The 14,801-nt window shown below is 70.9% G+C and carries 19 protein-coding genes and 1 riboswitch; of the genes, 11 read left to right on the top strand and 8 right to left on the bottom strand.

Going from position 1 to position 14,801, the window contains the following annotated elements:
• The first annotated feature begins 218 nt into the window (after positions 1-218).
• The 9 genes from QRX60_RS40595 to QRX60_RS40555 all read left to right on the top strand — a co-directional run bounded on the left by QRX60_RS40595 (position 219) and on the right by QRX60_RS40555 (position 6,637).
• Positions 219-1,457 carry a sensor histidine kinase gene (locus tag QRX60_RS40595; protein ID WP_285996771.1) on the top strand — a complete coding sequence of 413 codons (1,239 nt, stop codon included), beginning with the start codon at positions 219-221 and terminating at the stop codon, positions 1,455-1,457.
• A complete protein-coding gene (locus tag QRX60_RS40590) occupies positions 1,454-1,891 on the top strand; it encodes a roadblock/LC7 domain-containing protein (RefSeq protein WP_285996770.1) in 438 nt (145 codons plus the stop codon). Before QRX60_RS40595 ends, QRX60_RS40590 begins: the two co-directional genes overlap by 4 nt.
• Positions 1,891-2,289, top strand: a complete 399-nt coding sequence (locus QRX60_RS40585) for a DUF742 domain-containing protein (RefSeq protein ID WP_285996769.1) — start codon at positions 1,891-1,893, stop codon at positions 2,287-2,289. The genes QRX60_RS40590 and QRX60_RS40585 overlap by 1 nt, the downstream gene beginning before the upstream one ends.
• Positions 2,264-2,890, top strand: a complete 627-nt coding sequence (locus QRX60_RS40580) for a GTP-binding protein (RefSeq protein WP_285996768.1) — start codon at positions 2,264-2,266, stop codon at positions 2,888-2,890. Before QRX60_RS40585 ends, QRX60_RS40580 begins: the two co-directional genes overlap by 26 nt.
• 19 nt (positions 2,891-2,909) lie before the next feature.
• The gene (locus QRX60_RS40575; protein ID WP_285996767.1) at positions 2,910-4,136 is read left to right on the top strand and encodes a styrene monooxygenase/indole monooxygenase family protein; all 1,227 of its coding nucleotides are present in this window, start codon (positions 2,910-2,912) and stop codon (positions 4,134-4,136) included.
• Positions 4,137-4,221: 85 nt separating this feature from the next.
• Positions 4,222-5,100: a non-homologous end joining protein Ku gene (gene ku, locus QRX60_RS40570; RefSeq protein WP_285996766.1), complete on the top strand. Its 879-nt coding sequence runs from the start codon at positions 4,222-4,224 to the stop codon at positions 5,098-5,100.
• Positions 5,101-5,216: 116 nt separating this feature from the next.
• Entirely contained in the window at positions 5,217-5,426 is a 210-nt protein-coding gene (locus tag QRX60_RS40565; protein ID WP_285996765.1) for a hypothetical protein, read from the top strand.
• 243 nt (positions 5,427-5,669) lie between these two features.
• A complete protein-coding gene (cmtR, locus tag QRX60_RS40560; RefSeq protein WP_285996764.1) occupies positions 5,670-5,987 on the top strand; it encodes a Cd(II)/Pb(II)-sensing metalloregulatory transcriptional regulator CmtR in 318 nt (105 codons plus the stop codon).
• Complete coding sequence (locus QRX60_RS40555; RefSeq protein WP_408630173.1) at positions 5,972-6,637, top strand: cation transporter; 666 nt, start codon at positions 5,972-5,974, stop codon at positions 6,635-6,637. The genes cmtR and QRX60_RS40555 overlap by 16 nt, the downstream gene beginning before the upstream one ends.
• A 30-nt stretch (positions 6,638-6,667) precedes the next feature.
• Here the strand turns inward: QRX60_RS40555 and QRX60_RS40550 are convergent, their stop codons facing one another.
• The 5 genes from QRX60_RS40550 to QRX60_RS40530 form a co-directional block, all read right to left on the bottom strand.
• Positions 6,668-6,823 (bottom strand): hypothetical protein, encoded by a 156-nt coding sequence (locus QRX60_RS40550; RefSeq protein ID WP_285996763.1) that lies wholly within the window; start codon positions 6,821-6,823, stop codon positions 6,668-6,670.
• Between the two features lie 121 nt (positions 6,824-6,944).
• On the bottom strand, positions 6,945-8,405 hold the full coding sequence (gene ahcY / locus QRX60_RS40545; protein ID WP_285996762.1) for an adenosylhomocysteinase: 1,461 nt from the start codon (positions 8,403-8,405) through the stop codon (positions 6,945-6,947).
• Between the two features lie 71 nt (positions 8,406-8,476).
• A riboswitch (S-adenosyl-L-homocysteine riboswitch) is annotated at positions 8,477-8,553 on the bottom strand.
• A gap of 31 nt (positions 8,554-8,584) precedes the next feature.
• Positions 8,585-9,067: a GNAT family N-acetyltransferase gene (locus tag QRX60_RS40540; RefSeq protein WP_285996761.1), complete on the bottom strand. Its 483-nt coding sequence runs from the start codon at positions 9,065-9,067 to the stop codon at positions 8,585-8,587.
• A complete protein-coding gene (locus QRX60_RS40535; protein WP_285996760.1) occupies positions 9,064-9,756 on the bottom strand; it encodes a hypothetical protein in 693 nt (230 codons plus the stop codon). The genes QRX60_RS40540 and QRX60_RS40535 overlap by 4 nt, the downstream gene beginning before the upstream one ends.
• A 56-nt stretch (positions 9,757-9,812) precedes the next feature.
• Positions 9,813-10,703: an AurF N-oxygenase family protein gene (locus tag QRX60_RS40530; RefSeq protein WP_285996759.1), complete on the bottom strand. Its 891-nt coding sequence runs from the start codon at positions 10,701-10,703 to the stop codon at positions 9,813-9,815.
• Positions 10,704-10,789: 86 nt separating this feature from the next.
• On the opposite strand from QRX60_RS40530, the gene QRX60_RS40525 reads away from it, so the two are divergent.
• A complete protein-coding gene (locus QRX60_RS40525; protein WP_285996758.1) occupies positions 10,790-11,440 on the top strand; it encodes a TetR/AcrR family transcriptional regulator in 651 nt (216 codons plus the stop codon).
• 32 nt (positions 11,441-11,472) lie between these two features.
• On the opposite strand, the gene QRX60_RS40520 is transcribed toward QRX60_RS40525, so the two are convergent.
• On the bottom strand, positions 11,473-12,501 hold the full coding sequence (locus tag QRX60_RS40520; protein ID WP_285996757.1) for a DNA polymerase IV: 1,029 nt from the start codon (positions 12,499-12,501) through the stop codon (positions 11,473-11,475).
• A 22-nt stretch (positions 12,502-12,523) separates the two neighbouring features.
• On the bottom strand, positions 12,524-12,787 hold the full coding sequence (locus QRX60_RS40515; RefSeq protein WP_285996756.1) for a DUF3040 domain-containing protein: 264 nt from the start codon (positions 12,785-12,787) through the stop codon (positions 12,524-12,526).
• A 230-nt stretch (positions 12,788-13,017) separates the two neighbouring features.
• Here QRX60_RS40515 and QRX60_RS40510 point away from each other — a divergent pair, with 230 nt between their 5' ends.
• The gene (locus QRX60_RS40510) at positions 13,018-14,076 is read left to right on the top strand and encodes a cobalamin-independent methionine synthase II family protein (RefSeq protein ID WP_285996755.1); all 1,059 of its coding nucleotides are present in this window, start codon (positions 13,018-13,020) and stop codon (positions 14,074-14,076) included.
• 27 nt (positions 14,077-14,103) lie between these two features.
• Here the strand turns inward: QRX60_RS40510 and QRX60_RS40505 are convergent, their stop codons facing one another.
• Positions 14,104-14,736 carry a LysE family translocator gene (locus QRX60_RS40505; RefSeq protein ID WP_285996754.1) on the bottom strand — a complete coding sequence of 211 codons (633 nt, stop codon included), beginning with the start codon at positions 14,734-14,736 and terminating at the stop codon, positions 14,104-14,106.
• Positions 14,737-14,801: the final 65 nt, after the last annotated feature.

Below are 14,801 nucleotides of genomic sequence, written 5' to 3'. Positions count from 1 at the left end.
TGCGCTCTGTTGCGAGGCGCAAATTGCAAAAATGAGCCGAATGGACTAGCGCACTGCGCTCACCAGGAGCGACACCCCCGATCCTCGCTCACGCGGCGCAGTCGCGCGGGGACGCGTTGTGGACACGTCACGAGGCTTTCTGCTTGCATGTCGGTCGTCGCCGCCGGGGGTCGGCACGTCGCACCGCGTCCGAACTGAGCAAGGAAGAAGTGGACCACATGGCCAGCCGGGCCCGGGAACTCCTGGATCGATCACGCGTCCTGCTGGACCGCTCGCGGGTCGCCGCCGCCCAGTTCCTCACCGCGCCGCCGAAGCACCCCGGGTACACGCCCGCGGCGGGCCCGGCGCTCGCGGCGCTGACGCCGCCGGTGACCGTGCCGGAGGCGACGACGGACGACGCCGTGCTGGCCGAGATCTGCGCCAGCGTCGCCCTGCGCGACCTCAACCTCCTCGACCAGCTCCTCGCCCGGCTCGAAGAACTGGAGGCGGGGGAGGAGGACCACCACCGCCTCGCCGAGCTCTACCAGCTCGACCACCTCGCGACGCGGCTGCGGCGCAACGCCGAGAACCTGCGCGTCCTGGCCGGCCAGGAGACCACCGACGACGCCGCCCGCGCGACCTCGGTGCTCGACGTCATGCGCGCGGCGATGTCCTCGATCGACCACTACGCCCGGATCACCATCGGCCGGACCGTGAACCTCGGCGTCGTCGGCTTCGCGGCCGAAGACCTGGGCCGGGTGCTGGCGGAGCTGTTCGACAACGCCGCCAACCAGTCCTCGCCGAGCTCGCCGGTGAACGTCAGCGCGCACCTGACCGAGCAGGGCAGCGTGCTCGTCCGGATCGAGGACGAGGGCATCGGCATCCCGGCCGACCGCATCGACGGCCTCAACGCGCGGCTGGCCGCCGGCGGTGAGCTCGACGACGCCGCCGCGCGCCACATGGGGCTCGCGGTGGTCTCCCGGCTCGCCGCCCGCCACGACGTCACCGTGCGCCTGGACCGGCGCAGCCCGCACGGCACGGTCGCCACCGTGCTGCTGCCCACCGGCATCGTCACCGAGCTCGCCGAGAACGCGTGGTCCGGCACCCGGACCGTCACGGTCGAACCGGTCAAGGCACCGGACGGCGAGCCGGCCGCCGTGGGCGGACCCCCGCGGCGCCGGCCGGGCACCTTCCCGCGGGAGGAGCCGGTCACCGCGATCCCGCGCAAGCCCACCCCCCGCCCGCGGCCGGTCGAGCAGACCGGCGGGACCACCGCCAACGGCCTGCCGCGCCGGGTGCCCGGCAGCATCCGCGGCGCCGCGCCCGAACCACCCCCGCCACCACCGGCCCCGGCGTCGCCCGGTTCCGGTCACGACCAGCTGCTCGCCGACCTGGGCGCGTTCGCCGACGGCGAGCGGGCCGCGCTCGCCGAGAACCGCTCCCAGCAGGACGAGACGCCCGGAGGAACCGCCTCGTGAGCGCCCCCCACCCGGCCCCGGCGAACTTCGCCTGGCTGCTCGACGACTTCGTGCGCAAGGTCCACGGCGTCAGCCACGCGCTGATCATGAGCGTGGACGGCTTCCCCCTCACCGCGTCCGACTCGGTCGGTGAAGCCGAGGCCGAGCAGCTCGCGGCGATCGCCAGCGGCCTGCTGTCCCTGGCCGGCAACAGCGCGGCGCTGTTCGGGAAGGGCGCGTGCGAGCAGATCATCATCCGCCTCACCCACGGCTACTTCCTGTTCATGGGCATCGGCTCCGGTGCCGGGCTCGCGGTGCTGACCTCGGGCGAGGCGGACATGAAGGTGGTCGCCTACGAGATGACCCAGTTCATCACCAACGCCGGCCACGCGCTCACCCCCGAGGTGCGCGCCGAACTGCGCCAGGTGCTCACCGCGCGCCGGCCCCGGGCGTGATGGCCGTGGCCGACAAGGATGTGATCTCAGTGTCCGAGAAGGACACCGCCTTGCCGCGGCGAAGCCGCCGGATCCGCGCGTACGCGCTCACCGGCGGCCGCACCAGCACCCGCCACCAGCTGCTGGTGGAGACGCTGGTCTCGGTCCCGCAGTACGACCCGGCGCTGAGCGGCACGCTCATGCCCGAGTCGCGCTCGCTCTACGAACGCGCCCGGTCGCGGTGCTCGATCGCCGAGCTGTCGGTCGGGCTGGACCTGCCGCTGGGCGTGGTGCGGGTGCTGATCGGCGACCTCGCGTCCCAGGGCGCGGTGTTCGTCCACCCCACCGCGCACGCCTACCACCACGACACCAACGTGCTCGAGAGGATCCTTGATGGGCTCAAGCGGCTCCCCGCCTGAGGGCGATCTGCTGACGATCTCCGCGAAGATCGTCGTCGCCGGGGGCTTCGGTGTCGGCAAGACCACGTTCGTCGGGGCGGTCTCCGAGGTCCCGCCGATGAGCAACGAGGCGTGGATGACCGAGGCCGGCGAAGGCGTCGACGAGATCCCGCCCGGCGGCAAGTCGACCACCACCGTCGCGATGGACTTCGGCCGCATCACGCTGCGCCCGGACCTGCTGCTGTACCTGTTCGGCACGCCCGGGCAGGCGCGGTTCTGGTTCCTCTGGGACGACCTGAGCCGCGGCGCGCTCGGTGCGGTCGTGCTGGTCGACACCAGCCGGATCGACGAGTCGTTCGCGGCGATCAACTACTTCGAGAACGACTCGGAGCTGCCGTTCGTGGTGGCGGTCAACCAGTTCGAGGGCAAGCCGGTGCACGACCTCGACGAGGTGCGCGACGCGCTCGCGCTCGACCCGAGCGTCCCGCTGGTCACCTGCGACGCCCGCGACCGCGCCTCGACGATCGCCACCCTGACCGAGCTGGTCAGCCACACGCTGTCGCTGGCGGTGCTCTCCGGCCCGGCGGGCCGCGAGCTCGCCGGCAGCGCCCCGCACGCCTGAACGAGGAGAGAAGAGCTTCATGCGCAAGGTCCTGATCGTGGGCGCCGGGCAGTCCGGGCTGCAGCTGGCCCTCGGGCTGCTGGCGAAGGACTACGACGTCACGGTGATGTCCGCGCGGACACCGGAGGAGATCCGGAACGGGCGCGTGATGTCGACGCAGTGCATGTTCCACGACGCGCTGCAGCACGAGCGGGACCTCGGCATCAACCAGTGGGAAGCCGACACCGTGAACGTCGAAGGCCTCGGCGTGTCCGTGGCCGCACCGGACGGCGGCCGCGCGCTGGACTGGTTCGCCGAACTCGACCACATCGCGCAGTCGGTCGACCAGCGGGTGAAGATGGCCGGCTGGCTGGAGCTGTTCGAGGACCGCGGCGGCAAGCTGGTCATCCACGGCGTGATGACGTCCGAACTGGACGCACTGGCCCGGCTGTACGACCTGGTGATCATCTCGGCCGGCAAGGGCGAGCTGGTGCAGCTGTTCGACCGCGTGCCCGAGCGGTCGCCGTACACGAAACCGATGCGCGCGCTGTCGCTGGCCTACGCCCACGGCGTGCGCCCGCGGCCGGAGCACCCGGACAAGATGGCCGTGCGGTTCAACATCGTCCCCGGCGTCGGCGAGCTGTTCATGATCCCCGCCTACACGCTGAGCGGGAACTGCGACATCCTCTTCTTCGAAGGCGTTCCCGGCGGGCCGCTGGACTGCTTCGACGACCGCCCGGGCCCGGCCGAGCACTTCGCGCGGATCCTCGACCTGATGAAGCGGTTCGTGCCGTGGGAGTACGAGCGCAGCCGCGACGCCGAGCTGACCGACGCCAAGGCGACCCTGGCCGGGGGCTACACGCCGGTGGTCCGCAACCCGGTCGGCACTTTGCCGGGCGGGGCGATCGTGCTGGGCATGGCCGACGTCGTCGTGGCGAACGACCCGATCACCGGGCAGGGCTCGAACAACGCCAGCCACTGCGCGGCGACCTACCTGGACGCGATCGTCGAGCACGGTGACCGGCCGTACGACGCGGCGTGGATGAGCGCCACGTTCGAGCGCTACTGGGAGTACGCCCGGCACGTCACCGAATGGACGAACGCGCTGCTCCTCCCGCCGCCCCCGCACGTGCTCCAGATCCTCGGCGTCGCCGGGCAGAACCCCGCCGTCGCGCGGCGGTTCGCGAACGGGTTCACCGATCCGACGGACTTCCAGCACTGGTTCATGGATCCGGCACTTTGGGAGAAGTACCTGGCAGAGGTCTAGATCGCCAGTGCGGCACACTGTCGCCGGGGGACGATTCGGGCTACGGTAACTACGTAGCGTGAAGGCGACTTCGGAGGTGCGTGGCATGCGGGCGATGTGGAAGGGCTCGGTGTCCTTCGGGCTGGTGTCCATCCCGATCCAGATGTACGCGGCCACCGAGAACAAGAACGTCTCGCTCCGTCAGGTGCACGAGGCCGACGGCGGCCGCATCCAGTACAAGCGGTTCTGCACGATCGACGGCCAAGAGGTCCCGTACGCCGAGATCGCCAAGGGCTACGAGCTGCCCGACGGCGAGATGGTCGTGATCACCGACGCCGAGATGGCCGAGCTGCCGCTGTCGTCGCAGCGCACGATCGACGTGCTGGAGTTCGTGCCGCTGGAGTCGATCGACCCGATCCAGTACGACCGCACGTACTACCTGGAGCCGCAGAAGAACGCGGTGAAGCCCTACATCGTGCTGCGGGACGCGCTGCACAAGTCGAGTCAGGTGGCCATCGCCAAGGTCGCCGTCCGGCAGCGGGAGAGCATGGCGGTGCTGCGGGTGCACGCCGACGTCATGGTGATGACGACGATGCTGTGGCCGGACGAGGTCCGCGAGCCCGACTTCCCCTTCCTGCGCGACGACCCGCCGCAGATCCGGCCGCAGGAGCTGACCATGGCCGGGTCGCTGATCGAGTCGCTGGCCGAGCCGGTGTTCGAGCCGGAGAAGTACCACGACCACTACCGCGAGGCCCTCGAGGAGATGATCGAGGCCAAGGTGGCGGGGGAGGAGACGACCAAGCCGGCGGCGGTCACCGCGAAGGCCGACGTGGTCGACCTGATGGCGGCCCTGCAGGCCAGTGTGGACGCGGCGAAGAAGTCCCGCGGGGCGAGGTCCACTTCGGAGGAGTCCGGTGAGGACGAGGAGCCGGCTGCCGCGAAGAAGAAGCCGGCGGCGCGGAAGCGGGCGCCGAAGCCGGCTTGATCCCCGTCCGGGTGGTCATGCCGACACGCCGCCGCCCTTCTCCCACGTCCGCGTCCTCCCGGTGGTACCAAGGAGTGCGAGCACACCGGGCACGAACGCGGAAAGGCGGGCCGGTCATGGAGTGCGCTTCTTGTGACGCGGGGATCGATCACTGCCACGGCACCCTCGTGGTGCACCCCGAAGGCGGGTTCGCCGAATGCACCGACCTGTCCTGCGGGGACGGTGACCGCGTCCGGCACGGGCTGATCGTCGACTGCCAGGCTCTCGGCAGCGGGTGCGGTTGTGCCACCGCGCCGGGAAAACCGTTGCTGCGCCAAGCTTCCTGAGCCTCCCGCCAGGATCCGTGAAGGCCTTCCCGCCCGGCTGCGCGCCGGCCGGGGAGGCCTTCACGGCGTGAGAAAGACGTCAAGGACGTAACACGATCGTGTATGCAGCTGTGTACACGGGCTTGGCGATGTGCTAACACTAACGGGGTCCTTCGGCTCTCCCTCCCCCTCGGAGCCGGAGGACCCTTTAATTTCCGGGGTGTCCCGTGTGGATACGTCAGTCATCGATGTACAGTTCATCGCGTGGTGACCTGTGAGACGCGGGAGTCGGCGCTGGCCCGGATCGGGCGCGCCCTCTCCGACCCGACCCGCTGCCGGATCCTGACCGCCCTGCTCGACGGCCCCGCCTATCCCGGGCGGCTCGCCGGCGAGCTCGGGCTGAGCCGCTCGAACGTCTCGAACCACCTTTCGTGCCTGCGGGGCTGCGGGCTCGTCGTGGCCGGCTACGAGGGCCGTCAGGTGCGGTACGAGATCGCCGACGCGCACCTGGGCCACGCGCTGCGCGAGCTGGTCCAGGTCGTGCTGGCGGTGGAACCACGGGAAGAATGCGAGCCCGCGTGACGGGCGCCGAGCCGGACGGGTGCTCCGACGGCTGCTGCACGCCGGTCACCGTGACCCCGGACCGCCGGGCCGTGCTGGTGCGCCGGGTCCGGCTGCTCGTGACGGCGACCATCGCCTACAACGTCGTCGAGGCCGCCGTCGCGCTGGCGGCCGGCACCGCGGCTTCGTCCGGCGCGCTGGTCGGGTTCGGCCTGGATTCGGTGGTCGAAGTCGCTTCGGCGGTCGCGGTCGCGTGGCAGTTCTCGGGTCGCGACCCGGAAGCCCGCGAACGGCGGGCACTGCGGCTGATCGCGCTTTCGTTCTTCGCGCTCGCCGCCTACGTGACGGCGGAGTCCGCGCGGACGTTTTTCACCGCGGCGGCACCGGAAAGCTCGGTCACCGGGGTGGTCCTCGCGGCGGTTTCGCTCGTCGTGATGCCCACCCTGTCCGCCGCGCAACGACGGACGGGGCGGGAGCTGGGATCCGCCAGCGCGGTCGCGGATTCGCGGCAGACTTTGCTCTGCTCTTACCTTTCCGCGGTCCTGCTGGCGGGATTGCTGCTCAACACCCTCTGGGGCTGGTGGTGGGCCGATCCGCTCGTGGCCCTCGTCATCGCCTTCGTCGCGGTGAAAGAAGGCCGAACGGCCTGGCGCGGCGAGCATTGCTGCTGACGCCGTGCCAGGCCGTTCGCGAGTATCCGATCAGTACCAGTGCGCACGCCCACCGATCCGGCGGCCGGTGCCGCCGAGGATGGCCAGTGCCACGCCGGCCACCGCGAGGATGATGCCGATGGTGTAAAGCACCGGGATACCCACGATGAACCCGATGACCAGAAGAATCACACCGAGGACAATCACTTGACACACTCCTTCGCACGAGACCCGGCCCGGCTCCGTGCCGTCCGGGCGGATGCGCTCTCGTCGGGAGGATGGCCAGTTTCCGGTGCTGCCAAACTGCGGCAAATGGAGCAACTTCGGGTCAGTACCGATAGTGATCGAGCTTGTACGGACCTTCGACGTCGACGCCGATGTACTCGGCCTGCGCCTTCGAGAGCTTGGTGAGTTTCACCCCGAGAGCGTCGAGATGCAGCCGGGCCACCTTTTCGTCGAGGTGCTTCGGCAGCCGGTGGACGTCGGTGGCGTACTCGCCGGGCTTGGCGAACAGTTCGATCTGCGCGATGGCCTGGTTGGTGAACGAGTTCGACATCACGAACGACGGGTGCCCGGTCGCGTTGCCGAGGTTCATCAGGCGGCCCTCGGACAGCACGATGATCGCGTGACCGTCCGGGAACGTCCACTCGTGCACCTGCGGCTTGATCTCCTTCTTCACGATGCCCGGCAGCTTCGCCAGCCCGGCCATGTCGATCTCGTTGTCGAAGTGCCCGACGTTGGCGACGATCGCGTTGTGCTTCATCCGGCTCATCTGGTCCGCCGAGATGATGCCGAAGTTGCCGGTGGTGGTGATGAAGATGTCGGCCGTCGCGACGACGTCGTCCAGCTCCACGACGTCGAGCCCGTCCATCGCCGCCTGCAGTGCGCAGATCGGGTCGATCTCGGTGACCGCGACCCGGGCGCCCTGGCCGCGCAACGCCTCGACCGCGCCCTTGCCGACGTCGCCGTAGCCGCAGACGAGGACGCGCTTGCCGCCGATCATCACGTCGGTGGCGCGGTTCAGGCCGTCCACAAGGGAGTGCCGGATGCCGTACTTGTTGTCGAACTTGGACTTCGTCACGGAGTCGTTGACGTTCATCGCGGGGAAGAGCAGCTCGCCGTCCTTGGCGAGCTTGTAGAGCCGCTTGACGCCGTTGGTCGTCTCTTCGGTGACGCCGCGGATCTCCTTGGCCATGCGGGTGAAGCGGTCGCCGTCGGCGGCCAGGCTCGCGCGCAGGGTGCCGAGGACGATCCGGTACTCCTCGGGGTCCTCTTCGGACGGTTGCGGGACAGCACCCGCCGCCTCGAACTCGACTCCCTTGTGGACGAGCAGGGTGGCGTCCCCGCCGTCGTCGAGGATCATGTTCGGTGCCCGGCCGCCGGAGAACGCGAAGAGCTGGTCGGTGCACCACCAGTACTCTTCGAGCGTCTCGCCCTTCCACGCGAACACCGGCGTGCCCGCCGGGGCTTCTACCGAGCCCTCCGGCCCGACGACGACCGCGGCGGCGGCCTCGTCCTGGGTGGAGAAGATGTTGCACGACACCCAGCGCACCTCGGCGCCGAGCGCGACGAGCGTCTCGATGAGCACGGCGGTCTGGACGGTCATGTGCAGGGACCCGGCGATCCGGGCGCCCTTCAGCGGCTGCGTGGCGGCGTACTCGCGGCGGATCGCCATCAGGCCGGGCATCTCGTGCTCGGCCAGCCTCAGCTGGGTGCGGCCGGCCTCGGCCAGGGACAGGTCGGCGACGGCGAAGTCGAGACCATTGCGGCGGGTGAGTTTGTCACTCATTCTTCGGTGCACTCCGGAGCTCGTTTGCGGAACGCTCGGGAGGTGGTGTGCCACGACAAAAGGCACCTCCCTCGCGGGAGGCGCCCTTGGAGTCGTGGTCCGGGCCGAGCGTGGCGGAAAGAGTTCCGTCGCAGCGCCTCTCGGCCCGCAACCAGGATGGCAAAGCCGCCGGGAAGCTGTCAAGCGAGCGAGCGCGCCATGAGAACGTCGTCGACGTCGGTGCCGTCGACGCGGAATTCGGCCCGCAGCACGCCTTCCACGACGAATCCGCAAACCTCGTAGACCCGGCGGGCGGCGGTGTTGTGACCCAGCACGCGCAACGTCACCTTGCGTGCCCCGCGTCGGCGCGCCTCGGCCACGGCCGCGTCGACGAGCCGGCGCGCGATGCCGAGCCGGCGCCGGTCAGGGTCGACGGCGAGCCCGCCGATCACCCGCACGTGCCGGTGGGCGGGAATGGCGAACCCCTCGGCGAGCCGGACGTAGCCGGCGACCGCGCCGTCGTGTTCGGCGACGAGGACGTCCTCGGGGCGGGTGCCTTCGTCGAAGAACGGGGTACCGGGCGGCGGTGGGGGAGCGGGTGACATCAGCGAGGTCCAGGTGAGCTCGTCGAGCTTGGCGAGCAGGGCTTCGTCGCCGGCCCGGGCGACGCGGATGGTGGTCATGCCGCGAGCTCCCGCCACGCCTGCTCGACGATCCCGGCCAGCTCCTGGGGGTCGCGGTTGCCGTCGGTGCCCATGCTCCGCACCGTGACGGTCAGCCCGGGGCCGGTGCGCTGGCAGTTCAGCACGAACGAGCGGTCCGGGTCCGGGGTCGAGCCGGGCGCGACCGGGTCGTTGTGCACCAGGCACTGCACGGCGCCGACGCGCACGAGCTCGGTGCCCGGCTTGGCGACGCCGAGCGCCTGGACGTCCTCGTACGGCGCGAACAGCTCCGGCGAAGGCGCGCGCACGGCGATCAGCTGGAGCCCGCGCCGCAGCTCGTCGTCCTGGTAGTCCTGGACCACCGCGCCGGCGCCGGCGTAGGCCGCCGACACCCGGGACGCGGTCTCCTGGTCGGTCTTGGCGATGCGGTCGATCTGGGGCTTGCCCTTGACCGCGTCGAGCTTCGCGATCGCGTCCTGGGCGCGGCTGAGCCCGCCGAGGTTCGCCGGCGCGGTCAGGGCTTGCCCGCTCGGCCCGCCGAGCAGGCTCAGCACCAGCCACGGCACGCCGACCAGGAACGCGCCGACGAGCACGCCGAGGAGGCCGGCGACCACGGGGCGGGCGAGCACCGGTCGCGGCCGCGGCACCACCGTCCGCGGTGGTCCGGGCGCGGGGTCGAGCGGGAAGTCCGGCGAGAAGCCCTCGGTCACCCAGGAATCCTGGCGCAGGCGTGGCGTTCCCGGGAAGGGAATTTCGCGCGGCCGGGTCAGATCAGGTGCGCGCGCCGCCAAATGCCCTCGGACCGGCCGCCGATCAGCCCCGCCTCGCGCAGGAAGGGCACGATCTTCTCGGCCATCCAGCGGCGGGTTTCGTGGAAGTGCGGGTTCGCGAGCGCCGCGGCCCGGCCTGCGCGCGGGTCGATCCCGACGCTGCGGTAGATCCGCGGGTCGACCATGCTGTCGATGACGCCGAACGCGACGAGCGCGGTCCGCAGCCGGTGCCGCTGCAGCGCCGCCTTCGACAGCTTCGGGGTCTCCCGCAGCACCTCCTCCTTGGCGAACCGGACGTGCCGGGCCTCCTCGACGACGTGGATGCGGTTGACCGAGCGGATCAGCGGCTGGATGCCGTCGTCGTCCATCATCGACCGCTGCAGCCGGTCGGTGGTCTCCTCGGCGACCAGCACGCTGGCGAACATCGACGGTCCGGCGGCGGTCGCCCCGAACACCTTCGCGGCGCGGTGCACGACCTTCGGGACGCCGTAGCGCGGCACGCCGAGCCGGTCGGCGGTGCGGGCGAACATCACCGAATGCCGGGTCTCGTCGCCGATCTCGGTCATGGCGTACTGCGCGTGCTCGGTGCGCGCGTCGAGGTCGAAGACGTAGCGGGCGAGCAGGTGCATGAGGACGATCTCGAACCACAGGCCGACGCTCATGATGCTGGCGATCTCGTGCTTGGACAGCTCGATCCGCTGCTCCGGCGTCAGCTTCGCCCAGAGGTCCGTGCCGTAGAGGGAGACGCGCTCCAGCGGCATGTACGCCTTGTCCTCGGCGAGCGGCGCGGTCCAGTCGATGTCCACGTACGGGTCGTAGGAGTTCTTCGCGGAGCTCTTGAGCAGGCGAGCCGCGGTCACGTCCCGGTCCTGGGCCTCGACGCCCATGGCGACCTCCGTAAGTAGGGGGTACACACTGTACTAGCTACTTCGGCAGCCTACACCCGCTCACCGGCCGTGAGTAGGCTTCCCGGGTGACCAAGGTCGACGGACGGGCGACGCGTTGGGCGGGCCAGCAGGAACGACGGCGCGCGGAGTTCGTCGACGCGGCCCTGGCGGCGATCGCGGAGCACGGTCCGGACGTCTCGACCGAACAGATCGCCGAGCGCGCCGGCGTTGCCCGGACGCGGCTGTACAAGCACTTCGACGACGCGGCGGACCTCCAGCGGGCCATCGCCCAGCGCGCGGCCGAGCTGGTGAAGGCGGAGCTCGAGCCGCTCTGGCACCCCTCGGGCTCGCCGAACGAGATGATTTCGACGGTGATCGCGACGCACCTGCGCTGGCTGACCGAGCACGTCCACCTGCACCGCTACCTCGCGCGGGCGGCCCCGGGGCCGACGGACGTCCGCGGCACGATCGCCCGCCACCTGAGCCGCCTGTTCACCGGCTACCTGACGGCGTTCGGCCGCGACCCGGCCCCGGCGGACACGATCGCGTTCGGCCTGGTCGGGTACGTCGAGTCGGCGACGACCCGCTGGCTCGACCACCCGGGCGCGCTCACCCTCGACCAGCTGACCGCCCAGCTCAGCGGCACGATCTGGGCGATGCTCGACCACACGCTCCGGGCGGTCGGCGTGGAACTGGACCCGGACCGCCCGCTCCCCCTGCCCGAAGCCCTGTCGTGAGTGGTAATTCGGGTTAGAACCCCGATTACCACTCACGAGTCCGCGCGCGGGAACTCCGCCCGCACGCCCAGCAGGCGCACCGCGCGGGTCAGCTCGAACATCCGCAGCACCTCCTGCGCCGCGCGGTCGATCTCGTCGGCGTCCGACGTCGGCTCGGCCAGGGTGATGCTGTGCGTGTGGGTCAGGAACGGCACGAACCGCACCTTCACCGCGACCCGCGCGGCCGGGCGGCCCTCGTCGAGGACGTCCTGCCCGACGCGCTTGGCCAGTGCCGACACTTCGGCGGCCATCTCCGCCGGGTCCGTGAGGTCGCGCTGGAACGTCGTCTCGCGGCTGCGGGAGCGGGCCACGTACGGCGTTGCGCTGACCTCCGCGTCGCTGATGCCGCCGCCGAGCAGCCGCAGCCAGGGGCCGGTCTTCGGGCCGAACCGCGCAGCGAGCTCCGCCGGGTCGGCGCCGGCCAGGTCGAGGACCGTGGCGATGCCCAGTTCGGCGAGCTTCTTCGCCGTCTTGCCGCCGATGCCCCACAGTGCCTCGGTGGGGCGCGCGGCCATCACGTCCCACCAGTTCGCCCGGGTCAGCCGGAAGATCCCGCCGGGCTTGCCGAACCCGGTGGCGAGCTTGGCCCGCAGCTTGTTGTCGCCGATCCCGACCGCGCACGACAACCCGGTCTCGCGGGCCACGGCCTCCTTGATCGAGACCGCCAGCGCCTCCGGGTCGTCGGTCTCGGCCCCGACGAACGCCTCGTCCCAGCCCAGCACCTCCACGACGACCGGGAACTCCCGCACCACGGTCATCACGCGCTCGGACACCTCGAGGTAGGCGGGCGGGTCACTGGGCAGGAAGACGGCGTCCGGGCAGCGCTTGGCGGCGATCCGCAGCGGCATGCCGGACTGGATCCCGAACTCGCGGGCTTCGTAGGACGCGGTCGCGACGACGGCGCGTTCGGTGGGGTCGCCGTTGCCGCCGACGACCACGGGCTTCCCGCGCAGCTCCGGCCGGCGGGCGATCTCGACCGCGGCGATGAACTGGTCGAGGTCGACGTGCAGGACCCACTTCACGGGCCCAGTCTGCCCCAGAACGTCAGATCCGGTGCCGCGCCACGTGCGTCCAGACGGTGCCGGTCAGGGCGAGGATCCCGCAGAGCGTGACCCCGGGGTCGGGCAGGACCAGCCCCAGGGCCAGGAGTGTCACGGCGACGACGTCGACGGTGATCAGCAGGGCGCTGCGCAGCGCGCGCGACTTCGGGCGCTTGCCGTCGCGCAGCGCGGTGGCCAGGTCGGGATCACTGAGCTCGAGGTTCCGCTCGATCTTCTCGAGCTCGGTGCGATCGTGGTGACTGAGCATCGGGGTACTCCTTCGGCGCCGAACCCGCCGTATCGCAAGAGCGAATACCCAATCGTCCTCCGGGTTAACCGCCGAACGTCTTCTCATTTCGTGCTTTTCGCTGCTCCGACCGGGTGATCCGCGCTCCGTGACCGCTCGGGATCACGCTACGTTCGCCTGACACGAGGCCGGTCAGGCCGGCTTCGCGCCGGTTCGAGGCCGGTCAGGACCTTCAAGCAGCGGAGGACTCCATGACCCTGCCCACCGAACCGATCGGCAGCATTCCGCGTCCCGGCTACCTCGTCGAGGGGCTCGGCGCGTTCGCCGCCGGACGGATCGACGCCGCCGCGCTCGCCGAACTGGAGAGCCGGGCACTGGCCGACACGATCAGCCGGTTCGAAGAGACCGGCTCGCCGGTCGTGTCCGACGGCGAACAGGGCAAGCCGAGCTTCGCGACGTACCCGCTGGCCGGGCTGACCGCCCTGGCGCCGGACGGCGTCGTCATCCCGTTCGCCGACGGGCACACCCGGCAGCTGCCGCGGCTGACCGCGGGCCCGTTCCGCTACGCGACCCACGCCGACGAGTACCTGACGCGGGCGAAAGCGCTTACGGACAAGCCGGTCAAGCAGGCCGTGATCGCCGCGTCGGCGATCTCGCTGATCTACCCGGGCGACGGCATCGACGGGTATTCGCAGGACCAGTTCGTCGCCGACCTGGTGAACGAGGCCGAAGCGGACATCCGGCGCAGCCTCGACGCGGGGGCGCACAGCGTCCAGATCGACTTCACCGAGGGGCGGCTGTCGCTCAAGCTCGACCCGTCCGGCGGGCTGCTGCGGCAGTTCGTCGACCTCAACAACGCGGTGCTGGACAGGTTCACGGCGGAGGAACGCGCGAAGATCGGCGTCCACACCTGCCCGGGTGGCGACCAGGACTCGGTGCACAGCCTCGACGTCGACTACGCGGGCCTGCTGCCGGCGCTGTTCGAGCTGAAGGCGGGCAACTTCTACGTCCAGCTCGCCAGCGAGGCCGACCCGGATCGGGCGCTCGGGGTGATCGCCGAGAACCTGAAGGGGGACCAGCGGATCTTCATCGGGGTGACCGACCCGATCGACCCGCGGGTGGAGACGCCGGAGGAGGTCCGCGACCGCGTGCTGGCGGCGGCGAAGTACCTGCCGGCCGACCGGCTCGGCACCTGCGACGACTGCGGGTTCTCGCCGTTCGCGGACGACACGTCGACCTCGCGCGACATCGCGTTCGCGAAGATCCGGGCGCGGGTGGAAGGAACACTGCTGGCGGCCGACCAGCTGTGACGCCTGAGGGCCCGTTCCGGCGGGCCCTCAGGCCGTTTCGACGGCGACCTTCAGCCCGAGCGCGACGAGCACGCTGCCGAGAACGGCGTCGAGGCCGCGCCGGACGCGTCCGTTGCTGAAGAACCGCTTCAGCGCCCCGACCACGAGGGCGAGCGCGCAGAACCACAGGACGGTGCCGGCGGTCGCGATGGCGGCGAGTTCGAGCGTCTGCAGGGTGGAGCCGCCGGCGGGCAGGAACTGGGGGAGCAGGGCGAGGAAGTAGACGGCGACCTTGGGGTTGAGCAGGTTGGTGAAGATCCCCTGCCGGAAGGCGGCGCCGGCCTTGAGCGGCATCGCGGCCCGGGTGTCCCCGAGGTCGCGGTACTCCCCGCGCCGCACGGCCAGCCACGCCTTCACGCCGAGGAACACGAGGTAGGCCGCGCCGACGAGCTTGACTACGCTGAAGGCGACGGCCGAAGCGGCGAGCACGGCCGCGACCCCGAAGGCGATGGCGACGACCCAGGCGAAGACGCCGAGCGCGATCCCGGCCCCGGCGGCGATCCCGGCCCGCCGGCCCCCGGTGAGGGAAGAGCGGGTGACGACGACGAAGTCCGGCCCGGGCGACATCGCGCCCAGGACGACGACCAGCAGGAACGACGCGGCGGTGGCACCGGGGATCATGAGCCGAGGATACGACGGGGAGCCACCGGTTTTTCCCGGCCGCGCGGGAAGAACCGGTGATCCGC

Source organism: Amycolatopsis mongoliensis, from assembly GCF_030285665.1.
In the GTDB taxonomy this organism is placed as follows: Bacteria; Actinomycetota; Actinomycetes; order Mycobacteriales; family Pseudonocardiaceae; genus Amycolatopsis; species Amycolatopsis mongoliensis.
This window is presented reverse-complemented; position numbering and strand designations above follow the sequence as displayed.